At 58.8% G+C, this 24091-nt stretch carries 27 protein-coding genes; 8 read left to right on the top strand and 19 right to left on the bottom strand.

The window, feature by feature from the left end; translation table 11 throughout:
- Positions 1 to 132: 132 nt before the first annotated feature.
- The 4 genes from FY152_12150 to bfr all read left to right on the top strand — a co-directional run bounded on the left by FY152_12150 (position 133) and on the right by bfr (position 3239).
- Positions 133 to 1314, top strand: coding sequence for an acetyl-CoA C-acetyltransferase (locus FY152_12150; GenBank protein UXS32809.1), 1182 nt, complete (start codon positions 133 to 135; stop codon positions 1312 to 1314).
- A gap of 170 nt (positions 1315 to 1484) precedes the next feature.
- Positions 1485 to 2210, top strand: a complete 726-nt coding sequence (phbB, locus tag FY152_12155; protein ID UXS32810.1) for an acetoacetyl-CoA reductase — start codon at positions 1485 to 1487, stop codon at positions 2208 to 2210.
- 266 nt (positions 2211 to 2476) lie between these two features.
- Positions 2477 to 2788: a (2Fe-2S)-binding protein gene (locus FY152_12160; protein UXS32811.1), complete on the top strand. Its 312-nt coding sequence runs from the start codon at positions 2477 to 2479 to the stop codon at positions 2786 to 2788.
- Positions 2754 to 3239 carry a bacterioferritin gene (bfr, locus tag FY152_12165; GenBank protein UXS32812.1) on the top strand — a complete coding sequence of 162 codons (486 nt, stop codon included), beginning with the start codon at positions 2754 to 2756 and terminating at the stop codon, positions 3237 to 3239. Before FY152_12160 ends, bfr begins: the two co-directional genes overlap by 35 nt.
- Positions 3240 to 3284: 45 nt before the next feature.
- Here bfr and FY152_12170 read toward each other — a convergent pair whose 3' ends face one another.
- From FY152_12170 to rplU, 14 genes are all read right to left on the bottom strand, one after another.
- Positions 3285 to 3797 carry an RNA pyrophosphohydrolase gene (locus FY152_12170; GenBank protein UXS32813.1) on the bottom strand — a complete coding sequence of 171 codons (513 nt, stop codon included), beginning with the start codon at positions 3795 to 3797 and terminating at the stop codon, positions 3285 to 3287.
- A 56-nt stretch (positions 3798 to 3853) separates the two neighbouring features.
- Positions 3854 to 5053 (bottom strand): divergent polysaccharide deacetylase family protein, encoded by a 1200-nt coding sequence (locus tag FY152_12175; protein ID UXS32814.1) that lies wholly within the window; start codon positions 5051 to 5053, stop codon positions 3854 to 3856.
- 63 nt (positions 5054 to 5116) lie between these two features.
- Positions 5117 to 6445 carry a S41 family peptidase gene (locus tag FY152_12180; GenBank protein ID UXS32815.1) on the bottom strand — a complete coding sequence of 443 codons (1329 nt, stop codon included), beginning with the start codon at positions 6443 to 6445 and terminating at the stop codon, positions 5117 to 5119.
- Entirely contained in the window at positions 6435 to 7832 is a 1398-nt protein-coding gene (locus tag FY152_12185) for a murein hydrolase activator EnvC (GenBank protein ID UXS32816.1), read from the bottom strand. The genes FY152_12180 and FY152_12185 overlap by 11 nt, the downstream gene beginning before the upstream one ends.
- Before the next feature lie 159 nt (positions 7833 to 7991).
- Positions 7992 to 8474: a 23S rRNA (pseudouridine(1915)-N(3))-methyltransferase RlmH gene (rlmH, locus tag FY152_12190; GenBank protein UXS32817.1), complete on the bottom strand. Its 483-nt coding sequence runs from the start codon at positions 8472 to 8474 to the stop codon at positions 7992 to 7994.
- A gap of 154 nt (positions 8475 to 8628) precedes the next feature.
- Entirely contained in the window at positions 8629 to 9063 is a 435-nt protein-coding gene (gene rsfS, locus FY152_12195; protein UXS33278.1) for a ribosome silencing factor, read from the bottom strand.
- 123 nt (positions 9064 to 9186) lie between these two features.
- Positions 9187 to 9810: a nicotinate-nucleotide adenylyltransferase gene (locus tag FY152_12200; GenBank protein ID UXS32818.1), complete on the bottom strand. Its 624-nt coding sequence runs from the start codon at positions 9808 to 9810 to the stop codon at positions 9187 to 9189.
- 2 nt (positions 9811 to 9812) lie between these two features.
- Positions 9813 to 11099: a glutamate-5-semialdehyde dehydrogenase gene (locus tag FY152_12205; GenBank protein UXS32819.1), complete on the bottom strand. Its 1287-nt coding sequence runs from the start codon at positions 11097 to 11099 to the stop codon at positions 9813 to 9815.
- Positions 11092 to 12261 (bottom strand): glutamate 5-kinase, encoded by a 1170-nt coding sequence (locus FY152_12210; protein ID UXS32820.1) that lies wholly within the window; start codon positions 12259 to 12261, stop codon positions 11092 to 11094. Before FY152_12210 ends, FY152_12205 begins: the two co-directional genes overlap by 8 nt.
- The gene (gene obgE, locus FY152_12215; protein UXS32821.1) at positions 12258 to 13325 is read right to left on the bottom strand and encodes a GTPase ObgE; all 1068 of its coding nucleotides are present in this window, start codon (positions 13323 to 13325) and stop codon (positions 12258 to 12260) included. Before obgE ends, FY152_12210 begins: the two co-directional genes overlap by 4 nt.
- Positions 13326 to 13540: 215 nt before the next feature.
- Positions 13541 to 14131, bottom strand: coding sequence for a GNAT family N-acetyltransferase (locus FY152_12220; GenBank protein UXS32822.1), 591 nt, complete (start codon positions 14129 to 14131; stop codon positions 13541 to 13543).
- Complete coding sequence (locus FY152_12225) at positions 14128 to 14760, bottom strand: GNAT family N-acetyltransferase (protein ID UXS32823.1); 633 nt, start codon at positions 14758 to 14760, stop codon at positions 14128 to 14130. The genes FY152_12220 and FY152_12225 overlap by 4 nt, the downstream gene beginning before the upstream one ends.
- 131 nt (positions 14761 to 14891) lie before the next feature.
- Positions 14892 to 15161, bottom strand: coding sequence for a 50S ribosomal protein L27 (gene rpmA, locus FY152_12230; protein ID UXS32824.1), 270 nt, complete (start codon positions 15159 to 15161; stop codon positions 14892 to 14894).
- A 40-nt stretch (positions 15162 to 15201) separates the two neighbouring features.
- Positions 15202 to 15516, bottom strand: a complete 315-nt coding sequence (rplU, locus tag FY152_12235; GenBank protein UXS32825.1) for a 50S ribosomal protein L21 — start codon at positions 15514 to 15516, stop codon at positions 15202 to 15204.
- Positions 15517 to 15846: 330 nt separating this feature from the next.
- Here rplU and FY152_12240 point away from each other — a divergent pair, with 330 nt between their 5' ends.
- The gene (locus FY152_12240) at positions 15847 to 16287 is read left to right on the top strand and encodes a metallopeptidase family protein (protein ID UXS32826.1); all 441 of its coding nucleotides are present in this window, start codon (positions 15847 to 15849) and stop codon (positions 16285 to 16287) included.
- Between the two features lie 676 nt (positions 16288 to 16963).
- On the opposite strand, the gene FY152_12245 is transcribed toward FY152_12240, so the two are convergent.
- Together FY152_12245 and FY152_12250 are read right to left on the bottom strand one after the other, a co-directional pair.
- The gene (locus tag FY152_12245; protein UXS32827.1) at positions 16964 to 17170 is read right to left on the bottom strand and encodes a DUF1737 domain-containing protein; all 207 of its coding nucleotides are present in this window, start codon (positions 17168 to 17170) and stop codon (positions 16964 to 16966) included.
- Positions 17167 to 18078, bottom strand: a complete 912-nt coding sequence (locus FY152_12250) for a CoA ester lyase (GenBank protein ID UXS32828.1) — start codon at positions 18076 to 18078, stop codon at positions 17167 to 17169. The genes FY152_12245 and FY152_12250 overlap by 4 nt, the downstream gene beginning before the upstream one ends.
- 109 nt (positions 18079 to 18187) lie before the next feature.
- Between FY152_12250 and FY152_12255 the strand changes: the two genes are divergently transcribed.
- From FY152_12255 to leuB, 3 genes are all read left to right on the top strand, one after another.
- Positions 18188 to 18418 carry a hypothetical protein gene (locus tag FY152_12255; protein UXS32829.1) on the top strand — a complete coding sequence of 77 codons (231 nt, stop codon included), beginning with the start codon at positions 18188 to 18190 and terminating at the stop codon, positions 18416 to 18418.
- A gap of 165 nt (positions 18419 to 18583) precedes the next feature.
- Positions 18584 to 19189 carry a 3-isopropylmalate dehydratase small subunit gene (gene leuD, locus FY152_12260; GenBank protein ID UXS32830.1) on the top strand — a complete coding sequence of 202 codons (606 nt, stop codon included), beginning with the start codon at positions 18584 to 18586 and terminating at the stop codon, positions 19187 to 19189.
- A 222-nt stretch (positions 19190 to 19411) separates the two neighbouring features.
- Positions 19412 to 20524 (top strand): 3-isopropylmalate dehydrogenase, encoded by a 1113-nt coding sequence (gene leuB, locus FY152_12265; protein UXS32831.1) that lies wholly within the window; start codon positions 19412 to 19414, stop codon positions 20522 to 20524.
- Here leuB and FY152_12270 read toward each other — a convergent pair.
- The 3 genes from FY152_12270 to cobA form a co-directional block, all read right to left on the bottom strand.
- Positions 20505 to 21755: a cytochrome-c peroxidase gene (locus FY152_12270; GenBank protein UXS32832.1), complete on the bottom strand. Its 1251-nt coding sequence runs from the start codon at positions 21753 to 21755 to the stop codon at positions 20505 to 20507. The genes leuB and FY152_12270 overlap by 20 nt on opposite strands.
- A gap of 222 nt (positions 21756 to 21977) precedes the next feature.
- A complete protein-coding gene (locus FY152_12275) occupies positions 21978 to 23294 on the bottom strand; it encodes a cobyrinate a,c-diamide synthase (protein ID UXS32833.1) in 1317 nt (438 codons plus the stop codon).
- Positions 23291 to 24079 (bottom strand): uroporphyrinogen-III C-methyltransferase, encoded by a 789-nt coding sequence (gene cobA / locus FY152_12280; GenBank protein UXS32834.1) that lies wholly within the window; start codon positions 24077 to 24079, stop codon positions 23291 to 23293. Before cobA ends, FY152_12275 begins: the two co-directional genes overlap by 4 nt.
- Between the last annotated feature and the right edge of the window lie 12 nt (positions 24080 to 24091).

Consider the following 24091-nt stretch of genomic DNA (forward strand, 5'->3'; position numbering starts at 1 on the left):
ACAGTTTGTTTTTTGCGCAGCAATTTTTCGCAAGATTCCAGCTTGATTTAGCAACATCTTTTAAAGCAACTTTCGGCATTTGACTTGTATTGAAAGCTTTGCCAGTCTCCGCCCGCATGTGAGGAGAAACAGATGACATTGCCTTCAATCGTGATTGCCAGCGCTGCCCGCACCGCTGTCGGCTCTTTCAATGGCCACTTCGCCAATACGCCCGCCCACGAGCTTGGGGCAACGGTCATTGAGGCCGTGCTGGAACGGGCTGGCGTTGCGGCGAGTGAAATCGATGAAGTCATCCTCGGTCAGGTACTCACCGCAGGCGAAGGGCAGAATCCAGCGCGACAGGCGGCCATGAAGGCCGGCATTCCGCAGGAAGCAACCGCTTTTGGCGTCAATCAGCTCTGCGGTTCCGGCCTGCGCGCCGTCGCACTCGGCATGCAGCAGATCGTGACGGGCGACGCGGCCATCGTCATTGCCGGCGGACAGGAATCCATGTCCATGGCGCCCCACTGCGCCCATCTGCGCGGCGGTGTGAAGATGGGCGATTTCAAGATGATCGACACCATGCTGAAAGACGGCCTGACCGACGCCTTTTACGGTTACCACATGGGGATAACTGCCGAGAACATTGCCCGCCAGTGGCAGCTTTCCCGTGATGAACAGGACCAGTTCGCCGTTGCATCGCAAAACAAGGCCGAAGCCGCACAGAACTCCGGCCGTTTCGCCGACGAGATCGTGGCCTTTACGGTTAAAGGCCGCAAGGCCGATATCGTCATCGATGCGGATGAACATATCCGCGCCGGCGCCTCTCTCGAAACAATGGCAAAACTGCGCCCGGCCTTCGACAAGGAAGGCACGGTAACGGCAGGCAACGCCTCCGGCCTCAACGATGGCGCAGCCGCCACACTCCTGATGTCGGAGCAGGAAGCGGCAAGGCGCGGCATCAAGCCGCTGGCGCGTATCGCGTCCTGGGCGACGGCCGGCGTCGATCCGCAAATCATGGGAACCGGTCCCATCCCCGCCTCTCGCAAGGCTCTGGCCAAGGCCGGCTGGTCGATTGGCGATATTGGCCTGGTCGAAGCCAACGAGGCCTTCGCCGCCCAATCCTGTGCGGTGGTGCGCGAACTCGGCCTCGATCCCGCTATCGTCAACGTCAACGGCGGCGCAATTGCCATCGGCCATCCGATCGGCGCTTCCGGCGCGCGCGTCCTCAACACGTTGATCTACGAAATGCGCCGTCGCAACGTGTCCAAGGGTCTTGCAACGCTCTGCATCGGCGGCGGCATGGGTGTCGCCATGTGCATCGAAGCGCTCTGAAAGCCGCAACGCCGCTTTCCAGAAAGCAATTCCGGTTCAGCGAACAATAGGGTAGAAGCAGCCTCCCATTGGCCGCATTTCTATGGCCGTTGAGCACGACACGAATTTCAGCAGGATGAAGCATCCTCGCACATATGCAGGCGCTTCAATGACAGGTCATGGAGGCCTATATGAGCCGGGTTGCGTTGATTTCCGGCGGGACGAGCGGCATCGGCGCCGCTATCGCCCGCGCCTTGAAAGCTGCCGGTTACCGGGTGGCCGTCAACTACGCCTTCACGACGGACAGGGCGGAAGCATTCCAGAAAGAAACCGGCATTCCCGCCTTTCAATGGGACGTCCGCGACTATGATGCCTGCGTGAATGGCATTGCAAAAGTGGAAGAAACCTTCGGTCCGGTCGAGGTGCTGGTCAACAATGCCGGCATCACCCGCGACGCGATGTTTCACAAGATGACACCGCAGCAGTGGCGTGAGGTGATCGACACCAATCTCACCGGCGTCTTCAACATGACACATCCCGTCTGGCCGGGCATGCGCGATCGCGGCTTCGGACGCATCGTCAATATTTCCTCGATCAATGGCCAGAAGGGGCAGGCGGGGCAGGCCAACTACTCCGCCTCGAAGGCAGGCGATATCGGCTTCACCAAGGCGCTTGCGCAGGAAGGCGCCAGCCGCAACATCACTGTCAACGCGATCTGCCCCGGCTATATCGGCACGGAAATGGTGAGAGCTATTCCGGAAAAAGTGCTGGCCGAACGGATCGTGCCGCAAATTCCCGTCGGCCGGCTGGGCGAACCGGAAGAAATTGCGCGTTGCGTCCTGTTTCTGGTGTCAGACGAGGCCGGCTTCATCACCGGCTCCACCATGACGGCCAATGGTGGGCAATATTTCGCCTGATAACGGTGCGCGTAGCTGTCGTGGCAATCGAAAGCGGTAAACTTTTCGTGATAATTGCTTCTGCGATTTTGCGAAGCACAAAAACTTGAACATAAAACACCGCAATAATGAAACCGCTAAACCGATGAAAACACGATAGTTTTCGTATAGTTTAGAATGAGTCTAGAAATCCGCCGGGCTTTTGGAAGGAGGTTTTTCTTGACATTTGGTGTCCTGTTTTGGTTTAAGAACGAAAACAACGTGTTGCGTCATACAGGCAGTCCATCATGCTGGTTTGCAGCTGCAATTACATCACCGATCACGATATCCGGGACGTCATCAACGAGCTCCTGGATGAGGACTGTTGGCAGCTGATCGTTCCTGCAAAAGTGTATCACGCCATGGAAAAACGCGGTCGCTGTTGCGGCTGTTTCCCGACCGTTGTCGACCTGATCATCAAAACCACGGAAGAATATCACGCCCGTCGCCACTCGACTGAGGCCGATGTTTTTGATTTTATGTCCCGCCTGAAGCGATTCCATGAAGAGAACAGGAGAGCGGACATTGAAAGGCGACAAAAAAGTCATCGAGCGGCTTAACGAGGCCCTTTTTCTCGAACTCGGTGCAGTAAACCAATATTGGCTTCACTACCGGCTTCTGAACGACTGGGGCTACACCAAGCTTGCAAAGAAGGAGCGTGCGGAATCCATCGAAGAGATGCAGCACGCCGACAAGATCATCGATCGTATTATCTTCCTCGAAGGCCATCCCAACCTTCAGACCTTGGCGCCGCTGCGCATCGGCCAGAACGTCAAGGAAGTGCTGGAAGCGGATCTCGCCGGCGAATACGACGCACGGACATCCTACAAGAAATCCCGTGATATCTGTTCCGAGGCCGGAGACTACGTCTCCATGAAGCTTTTTGAAGCCCTGCTGATTGACGAGGAAGGCCATATCGACTTCCTCGAAACCCAGCTTGAACTGCTCGGCAAGATTGGCGCAGAAAAATACGGTCAGCTCAACGCCGATTCCGCCAACGAAGCGGAATAAGCTTTCGCAATAGATCAGAGAAAAGGCGGCCACAGGCCGCCTTTTTTATTTGCCGGAAAGATGCTGGAACTCCGCCACCACCTTCTCGTAAACCGCACGCTTGAAAGGTACGATCAGCTCGGGAAGGCTTTCCATCGGTTTCCAACCCCAGGCGTCGAATTCGGCCGTATGCCCGGTCGGCGGCGGGTCGATCTGTATCTCGCTTTCATCGCCATCGAAGCGGAACGCGAACCAGCGCTGCGCCTGCCCGCGATATTTGCCCCTGAGGCCGATGCCGATTAATTCGGCCGGCAGGTCATAGTGAATCCAGTCGCTCGCTTCCGCAAGCAACGTCACCGATTTCATGCCTGTCTCTTCGTAGAGTTCGCGAATGGCGGCCGTCAAAGGCCGCTCTCCTTCGTCGATGCCACCCTGCGGCATCTGCCACAATTGCGGTGAGCCATCATATTCGGAGTTACCTTCCCTGATACGCCGGCCGGCCCAGACCAGGCCTTCGGCGTTCAGAACCATCATTCCCGCACAGGGACGGTAAGGCAAATCTTCTGCTTTGATTGTCATTGGAAACCCGCATTGTCTGGGCGCCTGAAAGGCGCGGAAATGGCCGCCCGGAAGGTTTACTGCCCCGCCTGCTGCGAAACAAGCGCAGAAACACCGACAATCTCTATACCGCGCCCACCGGCTTCCCGAGACCACTTAGAAATCGCGACGATGCTTTCGTCGAAAGCCGAGGCCACACCGATTGCCTGACCGTTACGGCGCGCGATCCGCTCCAGCTCGTCCAGCTTGCGTAAAATCGCAGCTTCGGTCACGTCACCGTCGAGCAGAACATCGGCAAACCCCTGTGGCGCGGAGATGGCCTTGGCAATCCCGCCGCTCAAAGACTGCGCCGACGAGGCATCATCCAGAAAAAGCAGCCCGCGCTTGCCTATGTCACGCATAACCGGCTCCAGCGCCGCCTGCTCGGAAAGGAAGCGCCCGCCAAGATAATTCATGACACCGGTATAATTGGTGATTTTCGCCATGGAACGGTGCAGCCGGTCCATGTTGACCTTTGCCGGATCGCCTGCCAGCAGCGTGTCCGGGCCGGGATTGGTTCCGGGATAACCGAAAGGCTCCAGGGGTATCTGAAGGAGGATTTCATGTCCCTCCCGGCGCGCTTCCTGCATCCACCGCTGCAGGCTGTTGCCGCTCGCGGCGAAACCGAGCGTCACTTCCGGCGGCAGTTCCCGGATCGCTTTTTGCGAACCTGTCTGGCTGAGACCGAGACCGCCCACTACGATTGCTACCCGGGTGCCGCGTGCGCCGGACCAGGGCCTTGCATATTGCTCCATCGGCCGCAAACCGTCGGCACCGATGATTGGCAGCCGGCCAAAAGCCGTCTCTTCCAGCAATTCGTCATTGGGCCGCATCGCCATGCGCGGGTCCTGACCATAGGTCTGTCCGCTCATCAGGACCGGTCCGTCGCCATCACGCGGACGAGGAGAATAGACCGATACGACGTTGCCGTCCGGCATGGTCGACCGGTTGATATTCGCGCCGGAACGTCCGCTTTCCGGCTGCAGACCGGTCGTTACGCCGGAACCCGCACTGTCGGTCGCCGCTGTTTCCGGTTTATTTTCAGGAAGCTTGGGCTGAGCATCCGGCTCAGCCGCCGTCCTCTGCAAATTACCCGGAGACAAGGCCGTATAGACGGAAAGCCCGCCGATCGTCAGAACGGCAAGTGCAGACAGAACCATAATGACTGAAAAGCGCCGGTTGATACCGGCGCTTTTTTTCTGACGACCCAGAAGCGGTTTTCGCAGGTCCGAAGGCAATGAACAATCCGTCCAAACGGTTGGGCAATGGAGACAATGCGCCGGCTGACCGGCGCATCCATCTTACTGCTTGTTGACCACAGCCTTTTCCGGGTTCGGCGGGAAAGACGGATCCGTCTTGGTGCCGCGCAACAGGTCCAGCGCATAGTTGAGCTGGAGGTCGTCCTTGGCTTCCGGCGGAACATAGGCGGAGGAACCCGAACCTTCGTCCGTTTCACTCTGGCCCTTGATGTGGCCGGAAAGACCGGATTCACCTTCGGTGGTCACCTTGCCCTGCAATTCGGGCGGCAATGGCTGTTCGACCTTGATATCCGGCTCGATGCCCGTGCCCTGGATCGACTTGCCCGACGGCGTGTAATAAAGCGCCGTGGTCAGGCGCAGCGCACCTGCCTCGCCGAGCGGAATGATCGTCTGGACAGAACCCTTGCCGAAGGAGCGGGTGCCGACCACGGTCGCGCGACGCAGATCCTGCAGCGCACCGGCGACGATTTCAGAGGCCGAAGCAGAACCGCCATTGACGAGCACGATCACCGGCTTGCCATCGGTCAAATCGCCTGCCGTCGCATTGAAACGGCGGGTCTCGTCCGGGTTGCGGCCACGGGTCGAAACGACTTCGCCGCGCTCAAGGAAGGCATCCGATACATTGATCGCCTGATCGAGCAGACCGCCCGGGTTAAGGCGCAGGTCAAGCACATAGCCCTTCAGCTTGTCGGCAGGCACGTCCGCCTTGATCTTCTTGATCGCCTTTTCGAGGTCGTCATAGGTCTTCTCGGTAAAGGAGATGACGCGCAGATAACCGACATTGTCGCCTTCAACACGGGACTTCACCGCACGAACGGCAATGACATCACGCATGACGGTGAATTCGAGCGGCTTGTCCGCGCCCTGACGGATGATCGTCAGCTTGATCGGCGTCTTGACCGCGCCGCGCATCTTTTCGACCGCCTGCTCCAGCTTCAGGCCGCGAACCGGCGTACCGTCGATCTCCGAAATAAAGTCGCCCGAAAGAATACCCGCGCGGGAAGCCGGCGTGTCATCGATCGGTGTGATGACCTTGACCAACTCGTTTTCCATGGTCACTTCGATGCCGAGGCCGCCGAACTCACCCTTTGTCTGGGTGCGCATATCGTTGGCATCCTTGGCATTCATGAAGCTCGAATGCGGATCGAGCGAGCTCAGCATGCCGTTGATGGCATTTTCCACCAGCTTCTCGTCATCCGGCGGCGTCACATATTGTGCACGCACACGCTCGAACACGTCGCCAAAGATCGACAATTCCTTATAGGTCGAAGGCCCGGCCGCCTGTGCCGGCATGCTCGCCGAATAAATCACGCTCATCGCCGTGGCGCCCATAAGCCCACCGATAAGGAGAAGCGAAACCTTACGAATCATTGTGCGCCCTTCCGGTATTTTTTGCGGTCCACCACGGTTGGGAATCAACCGGCACACCATCTTTCCTGAACTCAATGTAAAGCGTTGGCCTGTCGGTTTCCAGCGCCAATGCTGCTGCACTCGCTACTCTTTTTGCACCCATGGAGGCGATGGGCTCTCCGGAGAACACAAACATTCCCTGCCGTGTCCTCACATTGTCCATGCCCGTCATCACCACATGATATCCATCACCCGTATTGAGGATGATCATCCGGCCGTAACTGCGAAAATCTCCGGCAAACACCACAAAGCCGTCTGCAGGCGCCGTCACGATGGCTTCCGGTCCGCTCGCAACGACAATTCCCTTGGAAAAGTGGCCAGTACCATCCGCATCGCCGAAGCGCCGAAGCACCTCGCCCGCAACCGGAACCTCCAGCTTTCCCTTCAAACTTGCGAAGGGATATGCGGGCGCAATACGGTTTTTATCAGGCATTCCCGCCTCGGCCGCAGCACGCTCTTTTTCGCGCTCCGCCTCGGAAAGACGGGCCAGCCGCTGCTCTTCCGCCCGCGCCTTTTCCATCGCCTCCCGCACCGAGGTAATCTCGCCTTCAAGCGAACTGACCAGCCCCTCGAGGCTCGTCGCCTTGCTCGCAAGCTCTTCAGATCGCTTGCGTTCCGCCTCCAGCTCCGCCGCCGTCTGGGTGTTCTTGCGACCATTTTCAGCCAGCAGCAGGTCGAGGCGTTTTTCCTCTTCCAGACTTGCCGTCATCATACCCGTAAGATCGTCCTTTTCGCGAGCGATTGCCTGCCTGAGATCGGTCAATTCTTTGAGAGCGGAAATCAGCTTGTCAGTTTCACCGCGAATACCTGGAACAACGGCGCCGAGAAGAATGGCGCTGCGCACCGAAGCAAGCGCATCCTCCGGCGAGACCAGAAGGGCAGGCGGCGGATTTCGTCCCATGCGCTGCAGCGCGGCCAGAACCTCGGCAAGCACACCGCGTCTCTCCCGCAATGATGCCTTGACGCCATCTTCGCGAACCGAGAGCTTCGCCAGACGATCTTCGCCGTCGCTGATCTTGGTTTCGAGGGCCTTGCGCCGGGCAGCCGATGCGATCAGCTCCTCCCGGATACGGGCACTGTCCTGATTGAGGGAAGCGATGCTCTCCTCGAGATTGCGGGTCTTGTCTTCGGAAAGACCGATGCTGTCGACCAGTTCCTCCAGATCCTGCCGGTTCTGGTCCCGGCGCTTTTCCAGCGTTTGCAGCGCATCCGGCGACGAATCATCGCCTGCGGCGGGAACGGCGCCCGCATCATCCCGCGAATAGGTCGGACCGATCCCCATGACGAAAACAGCAATAACTGCGCCCGCAAGGGCAGCGTGCCGTTTTCGTTGAGACCTGTTGTCCATGTGAACTTTCTTTGATGCCGAAGCAGGAGCGCCGATATTAGGGATTTTGCCGCGATCTTCCAAGAGGCCCTGAAAAGGCCGCCGCCAAAGCCGTGCGCTGTCAGCGGTGTCGCGGAGCTTCATGTTGAAATTGAGACAATTCGCCGAATCGAAACCCGTTCAAACGCGATGATAGGGGTGGCCGGAAAGGATCGTGACGGCCCTGTAAAGCTGTTCGGCGATCAAAATACGAACGATCTGATGCGGCCATGTGAGCTTGCCGAGATTGAGAACGGCGGCCGCCCTGTCGTAAAGGGCCGGGTCGAGACCGTCGGCGCCACCGATCGCGATCACGAGATCGCGCTTGCCGCTATCGCGCAAATCACCAAAAAATGTCGCAAAACCCGGGCTGTCCAGCGCCTTGCCGCGCTCATCCAGAAGCACGAGAACCGCCCCGTCGACCAGATGTTTTTCGAGCATCGCCGCTTCTTCGCGCTTGCGTGTCTCGGCATTCGACGCCCGGCTTTCCGCGACCTCGATCACCCGCGAAAACTCCAGCCCGATCGCCGGGCCGGTCTTGGCTAGACGCTCGATATAACGGGTCGCAAGATCCTTCTCCGGGCCGGATTTAAGCCGCCCCACCGCAAAAATCGAAATCCGCATCGCAAACCTGCATTTGTCGTGACCCAACAGGGTCACGCTCTTAACAGCATAGCCTGCGGATTCCTATGCGGCCGGTTCGCTTTCCGGCCAGACGCACCGGCCCGACATCAAACGAGATAGTCGGGAAGCTCGATGCGAAACAAGGCTCACCGCGTCAATGCAGCGTTTCTTCCGGCATATCCGGCGTCGCCCACATTTTCTCAATGTTGTAGAAGGCGCGGATTTCCGGACGGAACACATGAACGATGATATCGCCGGTATCGATCAGCACCCAGTCTCCGGTCTCGAGACCCTCGACGCGGGCGTTTCCGAACCCTTCACCCTTCATATCTTTAAGAAGATGCTCGCAAATCGCCGAGACATGCCTGTTCGATCGCCCGGAGACCACAACCATGTAGTCCGCAAGCGCCGATTTTCCGGCAATGTTGAGAGATACGATATCTTCGGCCTTGGAGTCCTCGAGGCTCGCGAGGACGGTTTCAAGGGCGTGGTCGGCGGCATCGGCGCCACTGTCCTGGCCCTTCGGGATAGCAACAAATGCTCTTCCCTTGGCGTGTACTGTTGTCAGAGGTTTTCCCTTTCCAAGAATGACAAAACAGGTACTGGCGACGCGATTCTCTGCGTCGCTCAATAAAGGTGGCACCAAAGCATTAACTTTTCAAGATATGGAGGCTTCGGCTTCTGGCGCATACATCATTTGTGATCATGCGTGTCATTTGTGACCATTGCGCAATGCCGTGGAGCTGAGCGTGGAGCGCGGGCCATGGATGAAAACCCAGGCAGGGGCGCGTTTCTTCCACAGGACCCCGGCATCGTCCTCATCTATCCGCGCCTGACTGAAGGCCTGCGCCATGGTGGAGGAGAGGTAGGAAAGCGTGGAGCCCGGCCGATCGATAACCGCAATCGGAAAGGTCTCGGCAATCTCCCGCCATTTCTGCCAGCGATGGAAGCTTTTCAGATTATCGGCGCCCATGATCCAGATGAACCGGACATGCGGATTTTTCGCCTTCACCTTGGCAAGCGTATTGGCCGTGTAGCTGATTCCCAGCGATTTTTCGAAGGCTGTCACCTTGATACGTGGATCGCTGACCAGCCTTTCGCACGCAGCGATGCGATCCTCCAGAGATGCCAGTTCGGAGCGGCTTTTCAGCGGATTGCCCGGTGTTACCATCCACCAGAGCTGGTCGAGACCCAACCGGCGCAGCGCGATTTCAGCAACAAGGGCATGACCGGCATGCGGCGGATTAAAGGAGCCGCCGAAAAGCCCGACAACCATGCCGCGCTCCGCATGCGGCATGGTGAGATAACGTCTGTCGAGGCGTTTCTCAGTCGGCAAAATCAGGTCCGTGTCTGGCCGGTGCCATGCACCCGGTATTTGAACGAGGTGAGCTGCTCGACGCCAACAGGGCCCCGCGCATGCATCTTGCCGGTTGCAATACCGATTTCCGCACCCATGCCGAATTCACCGCCATCGGCAAATTGCGTCGAGGCATTGTGTAGCAGAATGGCCGAATCGAGTTCGTTGAAGAACCGCTCCACCACATCAGGATCCTCGGCGACCACCGCCTCGGTATGATTGGACGAATAGGTGCTGATATGATCGATGGCGCCGGATATACCGTCAACGACAGCAACCGAAATGATCGCATCGAGATATTCGGTTCGCCAGTCTTCTTCCGTCGCGGCTTTCAGGCCCTCAACCACATTGCGAACGGCCTGTGAACCACGCACTTCACATCCGGCCTCGATCAGACCCTTGATGAGCGGTTCCAGATGCGTGGAAACGGCAGCGGCATCCACCAGCAGCGTTTCAGCCGCCCCGCAAATGCCGGTACGGCGCATCTTGGCATTCACGACGATGCGTTTCGCCATGTCGAGATCGGCCGAGCTGTCGACATAGATATGGCAAATACCTTCCAGATGCGCAAAGACCGGAACACGGGCTTCAGACTGCACCCGCGCAACGAGGCTTTTACCGCCGCGCGGCACGATCACGTCAACAGTGCCATTCAATCCGCCAAGAAGCGCCCCCACGGCAGCACGATCTGTGACCGGCACCAGCTGAATGGCATGTTCGGGAAGTCCGGCAATCTTCAGGCCCTCAACGAGGCAGGCATGGATAGCACGCGATGAATGTTGCGAATCCGAGCCGCCCCGCAGGATCACGGCATTGCCGGCCTTGAGGCAGAGCGCCCCGGCATCCGCCGTCACATTCGGGCGGCTTTCGTAAATCACACCGATCACGCCAAGCGGCGTGCGCACACGCTCGATCTTCAGCCCGTTCGGACGATCCCAGGCGGCAATGACTTCGCCGACGGGGTCGGGCAGCCCGGCAACCGAGCGAATGCCTTCGGCAATGCCGGCTATCCGCGCATCGTTTAGCGTGAGCCTGTCGATGAAGGAGGCGGCAAGGCCGGCATTATCCGCCGCGGCCAGATCTATCCGGTTGGCCGCAAGGATCGTTTCTCTGGAGGCCTCTATCGCGGAGGCCATGGCAAGAAGCGCGCGGTTCTTCTGCTCAGTCCCTGCAATGGACAACGGTCGCGAAGCAGCTTTTGCCTGAGCGCCGATGGTCATCATCAGCGCATCGATATCATGGCTCTGCTTTACGGCCTGTTCAGGCATGGACCTCATCCTTCTTCGCATTTTTGACTTTGACGGCAGCACCGGTCATCACCAGATCGTCGCGATGGATCATCGCCGCACGTCCGACATAACCGAGGATCGCCTCGATCTCGTTCGACTTGTGGCCGATGATGAGACGCGCCTCTTCCGCATCGTAGCCAGCAAGACCACGCGCGACCTCGCGACCCTCCACGCCGATGATGGCGATGGCATCACCACGGCCGAAGTTGCCCTTAACCACCCGCACGCCCGCGGGAAGCAGGCTTTTACCAGCATAGAGGGCTTTTTCCGCGCCCGCATCCACATGGATTTCACCGGCCGGCTGCAACTGCCCGGCAATCCAGGTCTTGCGCGCCGTCACCGGTGTGCCTGATGGCGCAAACCACGAGGAACGGGCACCGTTTTCGATCGCCTTCAGCGGATTGAGCGTCTTGCCGGAGGCGATGATCATGCCGCAGCCCGCGGCCGTCGCGATCTTGCCCGCATCGATCTTGGTGCGCATGCCGCCACGCGAAAGCTCGGAGGCCGCGCCGCCGGCCATAGCCTCAATCTCGGGGGTAATGTCCGCAATCGTCTCGAGGAATTTCGCATCCGGATCGAGATGCGGTGGTGCAGTATAGAGCCCGTCAATATCCGACAGCAGCACCAGAAGATCGGCACCCGTCATGGTCGCGACACGCGCCGCCAGACGGTCATTGTCGCCATAACGGATTTCGGTGGTCGCAACCGTGTCGTTTTCATTGATGATCGGTATGGCGCCGATCTTCAGGAGCTGGTTGATGGTCGCCCGCGCATTGAGATAGCGGCGGCGCTCCTCGGTATCGGAGAGGGTCAGCAGAATCTGGCCCGCGACAATCTCATGCCGCGACAGGCTTTCCGACCACGCCCGCGCCAGGGCAATCTGGCCGACTGCGGCGGCCGCCTGGCTTTCCTCCAGCTTCAATGCGCCGGAGGGCAGGCCAAGCACGGTACGGCCGAGCGCGATGGCGCCCGAAGACACGACCTGCACATCCGCGCCGTTTTTCTTCAGCGCGGCAATATCCTCGCAGATGGCATCAAGCCAATCCTTCTTGAGCCCGCTTTTCCGGTCCACCAGAAGTGCCGAACCGATCTTGATGACGATCCGGTGATGGCTGGCCAGCGGTTTGCGGGTCAGGCTCATAGGCGATCGTCCTCTTCCTCAACCTCGCTCTCGGCAGGCATCGAACGATCGGGAAGGGCGGTTTCGCCGCCATGGCTCGCCGAGACAATGATATCGCGAAGGGCGCGCAACGCTTCCGTCATGCCGATATGGGCGGCAGCGGACAACAGGAGCGGCGGACGACCACAGGCCTTCTCCAGTTCCTTGGCCTTCTTTTTCAGCTCTTTTTCATCGAGCACGTCGATCTGCGACAAAGCCACGATTTCCGGCTTGTCGGTCAGCCCGCCGCCATAAGCGTCCAGCTCGGCCTTGACCGTCTTGTAGGCCTTGCCGACCTTTTCTTCCTGCGCCGAGACGAGATGCAGAAGAACGCGGGTACGCTCCACATGACCGAGGAACCGGTCACCGATGCCGACGCCCTCATGTGCGCCTTCGATGAGGCCCGGAATATCAGCCAGCACGAATTCACGGCCATCGATGGTCGCGACGCCCAGGTTCGGATGAAGGGTGGTGAAGGGATAATTGGCGATCTTCGGCCGCGCACGGGTGACCGTCGCAAGGAACGTGGATTTACCCGCATTGGGCAGACCAACAAGACCGGCATCGGCGATCAGCTTCAGGCGAAGCCAGACCGTCTTTTCCTCGCCGGCAAGACCCGGATTGGCATGGGTGGGCGCCTGGTTGGTGGACGACTTGAAATAGGCATTGCCGAAACCGCCATTACCGCCGGCGGCAAGACGAAAGCGCTGACCTTCCTTGGTGAGGTCGACGATCAGCGTTTCATTGTCTTCCTCGAATATCTGCGTACCGACGGGTACCTTCAGCACCACATCCGAACCCTTGGCGCCGGTGCGGGTCTTGCCCATGCCGTGCTGCCCGATGGAGGCCTTGAAATGCTGCTGGAAGCGGAAATCGATCAGCGTGTTAAGGCCGTTGACCACCTCAACCCAGACATCGCCGCCGCGTCCGCCATCGCCACCGTCAGGACCGCCGAATTCGATGAATTTTTCGCGCCGGAAGGAAACGGCGCCTGCGCCACCATCACCGGACTTGATATAGACTTTTGCTTCATCGAGAAATTTCATCGGACTGCCGTTCTGTCGGTTTGCGGGCGCATTCGTCAATCGCGTTGCGCCAAACAAAAATATCGTCGTTTCGAATACAAGCGCTTCTTCACGAGGTCAAAGACTATCGTGCGGGAAGCCCCTGCGTGAGACAAGGTCGGTTTGGGATAAACCGGCCCTGTTCAAAGCATCGGGCCGAAAACTGTAATGGTTTTCGGCCCGATGCTCTTCAGGTGTCAGCGATGCGGCGGGAGGAAATCCTCAGCCGTGATCACCGTATCGATATGCGCCACCATGGCGGCACGCGCCGTGGCGTAGATCTGGTGGCAGCCGGTCACCCGGAAGCCCAGTTTCTCCTGCACGCGCAGGGATACAGGGTTATCCGCGAACACGCCGGAATGGAGAACCACCCCTGGCATGCGGCGGAAGAACCGCTCGACCACAGCAGCCACCGCCTCGGTCATGTAACCCTTGCCCCAGTAGAAACGGTTGAGCCAGTAGCCCAGATGCCACTCGCCATGCCGCAGCTCGATCGAGACAACCCCGATCAGGGTATCGTCACCACTGGTGATGGCGAAATCCCAGTCGGGCAGGGTGCCGGAGGTTCGCAGAACCAGCCATTCCAGCGCATCCTGCCTGTGGTAGGGTGCGGGAACACGGGCCAGCATCCTGGTCACGGCGAAATCGCCAAGCGATTCCGCAATGCTGCCAGCATCGGAAAGCCGCTGCGGGCGCAGCACCAGACGCGACGTCTCAATGACGGGGCAGGGGCCGGGCGGCGCTGCGGTTGCAGCTGCACGGCGACGGGTAAGCTCGAGCGTGCTCATCCCATATCCCCCCAGCTCTTCAGCGAAACCCAGGTCTTGCGGTCCAGCCGGTACCATTCAACCGGCACCATGCCGCCCAGCGCCAGCGAACCGACCATGCCGGAGCCCTGGAACTGGAAACCGCACTTCTGGATGACGCGACGCGAGGGAATGTTGGTGACCCGGCAACGCGCATCGATCTGGTCGATTTCACGCGTGCGGAAGGCCATGTCGATCAGCGCATGCGCAGCTTCCGTCATATAGCCCCGGTTCCAGTAGGGTTCCCCCAGCCAGTAACCGATCTCCAGCGTCTTTTCGTCTTCCTGGGGTTCCAGCGCGCAGCAGCCCAGAAACTCGCCATTGTCCATGCGGGTAATCGCATAGACGCACTTGCCAATCTCGCCAGCTTTGGTGCGTCGCACGAAGTCCGCGGCGTCTTTGGCCGTGTACGGGTGCGGCATACGCGACACCATGGTCGCGATATTGGCGTTGTTGGCAAGATGGGCAAGGGCGTCGATGTCTTCTTCGTGAGGCTTGCGTAAAACCAGCCTCTGCGACAGTAAAACGGGGCAATCGCTCCTCGACCGATCGGGCCTCGGCCGTTCCTCGGGTGACCGTGATTGGTCAACCCTCAACAATTCAGCTTGCATGGTTCAGTCCCTCCTTGGGGTTAAAGAAAAAGGGGAGTTGGGTGGTGCCCCATCTCCCCTGTTTTCTTGACTGAACCTGATACGTCTCAGCCGGGTCGATGGGACACCGGCTGCATATGACGCTTACCGGCTTATTCTGCGGCTTCCGCTTTCGGAGCCACGGATACGAACACGCGGCCATTGGCCTTCGTGCGGAAGTTCACGTTACCTGCGGTTAGTGCGAAAATCGTGTGGTCCTTGCCGATGCCGACATTGGCGCCCGGATGCCACTGCGTGCCGCGCTGACGCAGAATAATGTTGCCTGGAATGACGGCTTCGCCGCCGAACTTCTTCACGCCAAGGCGCTTGGATTCGGAATCGCGACCGTTACGCGAGGAACCGCCAGCTTTTTTGTGTGCCATTGGAGTTCTCCTTTAAACCTTGTTTCCCGTGTCGCGCCGATCAGGCAGCAACGATGTCCGTGATGCGGACGACAGTGTGATGCTGACGATGGCCGCGCGAACGCTTGGAGTTCTGACGACGACGCTTCTTGAAGGCGATGACCTTCTTGCCGCGATTGTGCTCGACAACTTCAGCCTTGACGATGGCGCCCTTGACAAAGGGTGCACCGAACTTGGCGTCGGCGCCTTCGCCAACAACGAGAACTTCGGTGAATTCTACAGTTGCGCCTGCCTCTGCTTCCAGCTTTTCGATGGTCAGCACGGCGTCGGCCGCTACGCGGTACTGCTTACCGCCGGTCTTGATGACTGCGAACATTTTTTATCCTTTCATGTTCGTTCCGGCTCTGCCCGCATATGCAAGCTGGCCGTCTTTTTATCAGTCGGAGTAGCGGAAATCCGTCAGGACTGAATGCCCCTTTGAATGTCTGCCGGTGAAGCCGCCTTTTGAGGGGCGGAATAAACAGAAGGCGCACTACGCCATCAATTTGGGTGCCGATTACGCGAGACGTCCGTTTATGTCAAGATGACGACGGCTTGAAAAGTAACTGTAACGCCAAGAATTTCATGCTTTTTCGGCAGGTGAAGCAGTCGGGTCTCGAAATTTGCGCAGCAAGTGTTTATATGGGCCTTCCAACAAGGAGCAGAAATGGCCCGCATAGACCAGACCGACGATTGGCGGGACCGCCATGCGCCGACACTTTCCGCCTTCGAGTCGCTTGCGATCGAGGCATATGGCCACCTGCCAGAAGAATTCCGCGCCTTAACGAAGGATCTCATCATCGAGATCGCCGATTTTCCGACCGATGACGTGTTCGAAGACATGGCGCTCGAAACACCCTTCGATCTTCTCGGACTGTTCGAAGGACGCGGCATCTCCGAACGTTTCACCATGGAAACGGGCGAGATGGTGAACCGCATCACGCTTTATCGTCGCCCCATTCTCGACTACTGGGCCGAGAACGAGGAAACGCTGGGCGATATCATCACCCATGTCCTCATCCACGAGATCGGCCATCATTTCGGCCTTTCAGATGATGACATGGAGCGGATCGAGGAAAGCGCTGACGAGGCCGCTGCCGAACGTTAAAAAGACCGGCACCGAAAAACTACGGTGCCGGCCCTCAAGCCACTAGTGGTCGCGTCTCATTGAAAGCGCAATCGTCTCGCTGCCCACAAGACGTTTGCGCTTGATCACTTCGTTAACCCGCCCTGGGTTTACACCGTAAGAAGCTGCAATGTGGTGCTGAAACTCGCCACCCCAGTACCGCAACCAGATTTCTACCGCGTCCTTTTCGGTCAATTTATAAGACTGTTGATGCATATGATTGTCCTGTTAGGTTTCAACCTTGGACAAACTTGACAGAAGAGTCTGTGAGCGTATTTTGCTCCGTGTATATGCTGATCCGCAAGCTTTCTAAGGTATTGTGGTTTCGACACGGAGCCGAGGTTGCACCCTCGGCTTTGTCGTGCCAGCTCAGAGACCGCCCCCGAGCTGGTAAATATATGTTGGGACTCAATATTTTGAGTCAAGCTTAGGGCGCTGCGCCGTATCTGTTCACTTTATGTACAACGGCAATTTCATCTCAAGACACAATGAGATTTGCAATTTTTATTATTTAGAAACATACACTTAATGTATTTTCGAACATTTCGAACAAGGGCTGTAAATAATACGCCGTAATATTCGTTTTGGCTCAGTAACAAACAAGAAGATCGAGAGAATCAGATCGACGGACCCGAATCACTCGATTTTCTACCTAAAATCACTGCTCGCCGAGCTTCATATCCGGATGGTATTCTTTGCCCTCGACCACCTTGGTCACGGCCTGGCCGCAATGCATCACGCCGCTTGCGGCGTTGAAGGCGTAGCTCGGCGAACCGGCAAGCTCCCATCCCTTGTTCAGCGCCTCGGTGACCCGATGGCAGAACTTCGAGTCATCGGGACCGGTTATGAAACGATAGACCTTCACGTCTTTTTTGCCTTTCTCTGTGCGATGATATCGGCCATGGCGACCAGCCTCTCGGCCTGCCCCACATGCAGCCGTTCGATCATCCGCCCGTTCATGTTGATGACGTTCAATTCCATAGATTCAGGTTTTGCGAAAGCGGCAATAATCTCTCTCGCATCCGCAACAGCGGCATAATCTGGCGCAAAGCGCCGATTGGCCGGTTCGATCTGTGCCGGGTGGATCAGCATCTTGCCATCGAACCCCATGGCGCGACCCTGTTCGCATTCACTGTCAAAAGCTGCAATGTCTCGAAAATCGTTGGACACGCTGTCGATGACATCAAGGCCATAGGCGCGGGCGGCGAGCACCACCTGCATCATCCAGGGTACGAGATAAGTTCGCCCGGGGAGGGCTGGAACACGCGTTTCCTTGCGCAGATCATTCAGGCCGATGACAAAGGCGGCAAGCCGCGCATCCGGCGTGTGGGCAGCGTCGGCGACGGAGGCGGCGTTCAAAACACCGAGCGGCGTCTCAATCATTGCCCAGATTTTCAGGTCCTGGGGCGCATCGGCCTCCGCCAGAAGGTCGGCTACATCATGAATATCTGCGGGCTGCTCCACCTTCGGCAGTAAAACCGCATCCGGCCGGCAGGAAAGCACAAGCTTCAAATCCGCCGCCCCATCAGGCGTGGAAAGCGGATTGATACGGATAATGGTCTCGCGTCCGGCAAATGGCGCGTCCGAAAAAAGCCTGCTGAGATTTTCCCGCGCTGCGCCCTTCATCTCCGGCGCGACGGAATCCTCGAGATCAAGGATTACCCCATCACAATCGAGATCGCGGATTTTTTCGAGCGCTCTGGCATTGATGGCCGGAACCGACAGCAGCGAACGGCGCGGTCTCACAAGAATATTTCCGAAAAAATTAGTCATGCCGCACTTGTGTCAAGCTTTTGTGACATCTGCAACCTGACAATCCACCGAATCCTCTTGCAAGCCGGAAGAAGAAGGCCCACATTCGTCTGGAAAGAAAGGTTGAATCATGCAAGGCATCCGTTCATTTTTCATAGCCGCCTCCGGCATCGCAATTCTGGCGATTGTCGCTCTTTTCACGGCGTCGCTCACTGTCGCTTTTATCGGCGTACTCGCCGTTCTTAGCGCTGCCCGTCTGCTTTCGGCGCGTCTGAAGCCGGCCCCCATTCCGGTCAAGCCCCGCAACCAGCGCGATATGCGTGTCTGGAACGACGGCAAAGGCACGATTATCGATCTCTGAGATCGTTTGATCCGGTCGAAATGCGCGGGCGCCGCACGAGGCGTACCGAAGAACGCAGGTTTGCGCTTCTAAAGCGCCGAGTTTTGCAGTATTTCCCGGCAGAGAACATGCGGCAGATTTTGGCCAGTGCCGGATTTTGTTCAAGGGAAACACGGGAAGCGACAGATGGAAAAGTTCACGAAGCTGACGGGCGTTGCGGCGCCCATGCCGGTTGTCAATATCGACACCGATATGATCATTCCGAAAGACTATCTGAAGACCATCAAGCGCACTGGCCTCGGAAAAGGCCTTTTCGCCGAGTCGCGCTATCTTGAGGATGGATCGCCAAACCCGGATTTCGTGCTGAACAAACCCGCCTACCAGAACGCCCAGATCCTTGTCGCCGGCGACAATTTCGGTTGCGGCTCCTCGCGCGAACATGCGCCATGGGCGCTTCTCGATTTCGGCATCCGCTGCGTGATCTCCACCAGCTTCGCCGATATCTTCTATAATAACTGTTTCAAGAACGGCATCCTGCCGATCGTCGTCAGCCCCGAGAACCTCGAAAAGCTGCTGGACGACGCGTCGCGCGGATCGAACGCCGTTCTCTCCGTCGATCTGGAAAGTCAGGAAATCAGCGGCCCCGATGGCGGCACGATCACCTTCGAGATCGATGAATTCAAGCGTCACTGCATGCTGAACGGTCTTGATGATATCGGCCTGACGCTCGAGCATTCCGGCGCCATCGACACGTTCGAAAAGGCAAATGCTTCGGTCCGCCCCTGGGCCTGATCACATTTCCGCTCTTCAAAAAAGCCGATCCCGTACCAAACAGTACCGGATCGGCTTTTGCTTTGCTTGAAAAGCCCTTGAGGCGGAGATAAGAAGCCTCCGATCCCGTCCGGCTGCGACACGATTTGCCATGTGCAGGACGGAATGAGTTTGACGCCGCGCTCGCCGCAATCGAAAACCCTTCAGGATGTTTTTCGGCGCGCCGCCCAAGGAGGGTTTCTCATGACAGTCCGTTCGCTTTTCCTGCTGCCCGGTGACGGTATCGGCCCCGAAGCCATGGCCGAAGTTCGCAAGCTGATCGATTATATGAACAGCGCGCACAATGCCGGCTTCACCGTCTCGGAAGGCCTGGTCGGCGGCTCTGCCTATGACGCCCATGGCGTGGCGATTTCCGATGCGGATATGGAAAAGGCGCTTGCCGCCGATGCGATCCTGTTCGGCGCCGTCGGGGGCCCGAAATGGGATGGCGTCCCCTACGAGCACCGCCCGGAAGCCGGTCTGCTGCGTCTGCGCAAGGATCTCGAGCTTTTCGCCAACCTGCGCCCCGCCATCTGCTACCCGGCGCTCGCCGCCGCCTCTTCGCTGAAGCCGGAACTGGTCGAAGGTCTCGATATCCTCATCGTCCGCGAGCTGACGGGCGGCGTTTATTTCGGTGAACCGAAGCAGATCATCGATCTCGGCAACGGCCAGAAGCGCGGCATCGACACGCAGATTTACGACACTTTCGAGATCGAGCGCATCGCCAGCGTGGCTTTCGAACTGGCCCGAACCCGCGACAACCGCGTCTGCTCGATGGAAAAGCGCAACGTGATGAAGTCAGGCGTTCTGTGGAACCAGGTGGTCACCGAAACTCACGCCGCCAAGTTTAGGGATGTTCAGCTGGAACATATGCTGGCCGATGCCGGCGGCATGCAGCTGGTGCGCAAGCCCAAGCAGTTCGACGTGATCGTCACCGACAACCTCTTCGGCGACATGCTCTCCGACGTCGCCGCCATGCTGACCGGCTCGCTCGGCATGCTGCCATCCGCTTCGCTCGGCGCTCCTGACGCCAAGACCGGCAAGCGCAAGGCCATGTATGAGCCGGTACACGGTTCGGCCCCTGACATCGCCGGCAAGGGCATCGCCAACCCCATCGCCATGATCGCGTCCTTCGCCATGTGCCTGCGTTACTCGTTCAATATGGTGGATGAGGCAACGAAACTCGAAGCAGCGATCGCAAACGTGCTCGACAAGGGCATCCGCACCGCCGACATCATGGCCGAGGGCAGCCGCCAGGTCGGCACCTCCGAAATGGGTGATGCGGTTCTCGCCGAATTCAAGGCGCTTTCGGCGTAACGCTCGACGAAACCGGTTGGGCAGGCGGTACCTTTGCCTGCCCATCTTCCTTCGGCAGAAGATGCTCGTATCTTTTGTCAGTCAGCGTCTTCAGAAAGGCGACGATGGCATCCACACGCTTGTCGTCCAGCGCCGGCGCGGATGTCAGTTCCGCCATGGCGATATTTTCAGGCACTTCCGGCGCATCCCACGTCTTGCCCGTTTCCGGGTTGATCTGGCGGCTCGGCTTCTTGCTTTTATATTTCACATAAAACAGCACCACCGTGCGCAAATCCTTGAACACGCCATTGTGCATGTAAGGACCGGTGACGGCGACATTGCGCAGCGTTGGCACCTTGAACTTGCCACGCTGGGCGGTATCGCCGGCAACTTCAGGATTTTGCGCCAGCCCCAGATCGACCGCGCCCGGCTTGGAGCCGTTCACGGCCCGAACCGATATATTGGCGGGAACGCCGATATTGAAATATTTGTGGTTGGTGAAGAGGCCGTCTTCCAGGCCCTTGGCGCCGCGGATTTCGTGGCAGGTATTGCAATTGGTGAATTGCGTCGAGGAGATCAGAACCCGACCCAGCTCTTCCTGATCGGTCAGCTTCTCCTCGCCGCGCAGGAAGCGGTCATATTTGGAATCGAAGGTGGAGAACTCATCCGAGCGCTCAAAGCTCGCCAGCGCCTTCGTCATCGCGGCATAGGCGGTGTCGTCGCTCGCAAAAACATCCTTGCCGAACTGCGTGCCGAAAGCCGCGACATAATCCGGGTTTTCCCTGAGCCGTTTGACGACCGAGGCCTTGTCCGGCATGCCCATTTCGAGGGGATTGAGCGGCGGACCACCCGCCTGATCTTCCAGAAGAGAGGCGCGGCCATCCCAGAACTGCCCGCCGACATATTCTCCCGCCGCATTCCTGCCGAAAGGCGGCGTGAAGCGGGCATAAGCTGCAGTGGGCGCGTTGCGGTCGCCCAGTGAAATGCCGTCATCGCCGAGCGATACGTCCCGCCCGACCTTATCGCTCTCCCGTGCATCGGAAAAACCGGCGGCCTGCATGTGGCAGGTGGAACAGGCCATGGTGCGGTTCATCGAAAGACTGGGATCGTCGAAAAGCGCCGCACCGAGCTTTTCCAGCGTCGCATAGTCTTCACCGCCGTGGGCAGCCATACCATCGACACCGGTGCCCAAGGGGGCCAGCAGAATGGATGCGGCAAGAGCAGCGGAGACAAAAAATCCGGGTTTCATCATCGGTAGGCACGCTCGATATAAATGCGCGAGAGCAGGTTCGGACCGGGACATATGAAGCGGCTTTCGGTCCTGCTGCACTTCACCGAACATGGATCACGGGAGATAACTCCGCTCTTCCATGCCCTATAAAGAAATCTATAGCACTTTCCCGTGATCGAGGCCTACAAACTTTCGCAGCTTGGTCCACTTTGCCGCAGGTCAACGGACCACGCCGGGAAACGATCAACCGCCTCTGGCGATGGCGTGGAAAAAGGTACCCGAGACAAAACCTCTTCTGCCACCGGATGGCCCGAGCGGACGACCCTGCCCGTCAGCAATCTGGGCGAAAGGCTCATCGCGGCCGGCATCGGTAACCCGCGCATAGTGGAATTCATGGCCGCGCAGAACATCCCCCACCGCGCCGAGCGGTCCGCTTGCCGCGATTGTTGCCTGCCGGTAGCCGAGATTCATCTTGCGCGTCGCAAAGCTGGTGGCATGCGACAGAAGCCCGGTCATGGCATGGGTCACGCCATCCGCATCTTCCAGCGCCTCGCCGAGCACCATGTAGCCGCCGCACTCGCCATGAACAGGCTTTGTCGCAGCAAAGCGGGCAACACCAGCCTTGAAACCAGCCGCATCCGCAAGCTTTCCGGCAAAAAGCTCGGGGTACCCTCCCGGCAGCCAGCAGATATCGCAGCTCCCGTCGGGTGCCTCATCCGCGAGCGGGGAAAACGGCACGATCTCGGCCCCGGCCGCCTGCCAATGCTTCCTGAGATGCGGATAAAGGAAAGTGAACGCCGCATCCTCTGCCAGCGCGATGCGCTGGCCGGGTGGTGCAATCGCCGCGTCCACCGAGCCGGAAGGCACATTTACCGGCGCGGCGAGTGAAAGCAGGGCATCGAGATCGATGGATTTTTCCATCGCATCCGCCAGCCGTTCGATATGCGCGTCGATTTCCGGATGTTCGCTGGCCTGCACCAGCCCCAGATGCCGTTCGGGCAGGATGAGCGACGGATCACGCAGCACGCAGCCGGCAACGGGAAGGCCGATTTTTTCGATGGCTTCCGTGCACAGCGTCCGGTGTCTTTCGCTGCCGGCCCGGTTCAGCACCGCAGCCGCCATGGTAACGGCCGGATCGTAGTGGGCAAAACCATGGGCGATAGCAGCGGCCGTCTGCGACTGGCCGGATACGTCGAGCACCAGCAGGACGGGAATGCCGAACAGCCGCGCCAGATCCGCCGCCGAACCCGTGCGATTTTCCGCAACCGGAATACCGTCGAACAGGCCCATGGCGCTTTCGATCAGAACAAGCTCCGCATCCTCGGTCTGCTGCGAAAACAGGTGCCGCAGCAATTCCGGCCGCATGGCCCAGCTATCCAGATTGAGGCCGGCCGTGCCGGTGGCGAAGGCATGGAAACCGGGATCGATGTAGTCAGGCCCCGTCTTGATGCCGCGCACCTTGATACCGCGTCGGGCAAAGGCCCGGAGCAGGCCGATGGTCACGCTGGTCTTGCCGGAGCCCGAGCGCGGCGCACCGATGATGATCGCCCGCGCCGTCATGAACCGGAAACTCCAAGGCGCGCCCGCATCGAAACAATCTCGCCGATGACGATCAAAGCCGGCGCTTCGAAATTTTCCCGCTTTGCATCGTCAGCTATGCTTTCCAGCGTGCCGATGAAAATCCGCTCCTGCGCTGTCGTTGCCGACATGATGACGGCGACCGGCGTTTCGCCGGAACGGCCACCCTGCATCAAGAGGCTGGCGATCGTGCCGATATTCTTCAGCCCCATATAAACGACGATGGGTTCGCGTGTTTTCGCCAGCGCCAGCCAGTCCAGATCCTCTTCCGTGCCCGCTGCGTGGCCTGTGGCCAGCGTTACGGCGCGGCTGATGCCGCGCATGGTGGCGGGGATGTGAGCGGAAGCAAGCGCCGTGAACGACGAGGTCATGCCCGGCAATATGCGAAACGGAATGCCGGCATGGACAAGCGCCTCCGCCTCTTCGCCGCCACGCCCGAAAATAAAGGGATCACCGCCCTTCAGCCGCAGCACCTTTTTGCCTTGGCTGGCGAAATCGATCAGCGAAGCGGTAATATCGTCCTGTGTCGCGGAGGGCTTACCACCCCTTTTGCCCGCAAAAACAATCTCCGCCTGCGGACCAAGCGCTATGACTTCGTCGCTCACCAGCGCATCACGCACGATGATATCGGCCTGAGACAGCGCGAGCGCCACTTCCAGCGTCAGATAACGCACATCGCCCGGCCCTGCACCCGCGAGCCAGACGTGACCGGCTTCGAAGACCGGACCTTTTGCGGCAATGCTGTTCAAAATCTGCGCTATCGACATTCTTCCTGGCTG

The organism is Agrobacterium tumefaciens, from assembly GCA_025560025.1.
GTDB lineage: Bacteria > Pseudomonadota > Alphaproteobacteria > Rhizobiales > Rhizobiaceae > Agrobacterium.